Source organism: Serratia sp. HNCC26DJ244 (assembly GCF_057180565.1).
Window position 1 is genome coordinate 1 of record NZ_JBXUGO010000084.1, and the last position, 812, is coordinate 812.

The window sequence follows — 812 nt, forward strand, 5'->3', positions numbered from 1 at the left end:
CCTCATCCAACAGGCTGAGCTGAGCGGGTGAGAAGTTTTCTGCCTTGCGTCCAAACCGGGCTTGACGCGCCTGAGCCAGCAATTCGGCCAAATGCGTATTCTCACGCTGAAGTTTTAATACCAGCGCACGCAATTGGTCATTTGTCAGATCAGGCGGTAATGTCATCATGGCAGTAATATACCATATTGATTAAATATTGTCATTTAAATCAATCTATTATGACATCATTTTATTGCCATTTTGTCAGGTTATGGCCTTCCACCTGTTGCCAGTCAATGCCTTTTATCAACCAGGAAAATTGTTCGGTGGTGAGCGTCCAGGAGGTATCACCTTCTCGAGGCCAGACAAAATGACCCCGGTGTAATCGACGTACCGCCAACCAGACCCCATGTTTATCCCAGCGCAACAACTTGATGCGAGTCCGGGCTTTATTACAGAAAATAAACGCGGCCTCACTTTGCCAGACCTGACCAAGATGTTCAGCAACATATTGTGTTAACTTATCAACACCACAACGCATGTCGACAGGTTGGCGGGCAATCCAGACGTGTTCAGGGATCAACATGTCTGGAGTGCCTGAAGAACTTGGGGCAACTGGTGCAGTTGGCAGGAAATAGATAACCCGCCAGGTGTATTAACCGAGATGATGCCCGATGACGCTTTCACGGTCGTGGGAATAAAAGGAGTCACCGGGCTTTTAACCGCTTTATCAGCCTGCATTTTCCAATAATGAAAAGTGGCTAACTTCACGCTATTTTCACGGCAGTAAGCGGATTGGGAGAGTCCACTGTTTCTCCAGTTATCAAGATGC

General features: G+C 47.4%; 3 protein-coding genes. All 3 read right to left on the reverse strand.

Annotated features, from left to right (window positions below):
- The coding region (locus tag AC2A06_RS18655) for an IS66 family transposase (protein ID WP_484381278.1) at positions 1-169 on the reverse strand (169 nt) is incomplete at its 3' end.
- A gap of 61 nt (positions 170-230) precedes the next feature.
- Entirely contained in the window at positions 231-566 is a 336-nt protein-coding gene (gene tnpB, locus AC2A06_RS18660; RefSeq protein WP_473195815.1) for an IS66 family insertion sequence element accessory protein TnpB, read from the reverse strand.
- On the reverse strand, positions 560-812 hold a 253-nt coding region (gene tnpA / locus AC2A06_RS18665; RefSeq protein WP_484381277.1), incomplete at its 5' end, for an IS66 family insertion sequence element accessory protein TnpA. The genes tnpB and tnpA, both read right to left, overlap by 7 nt.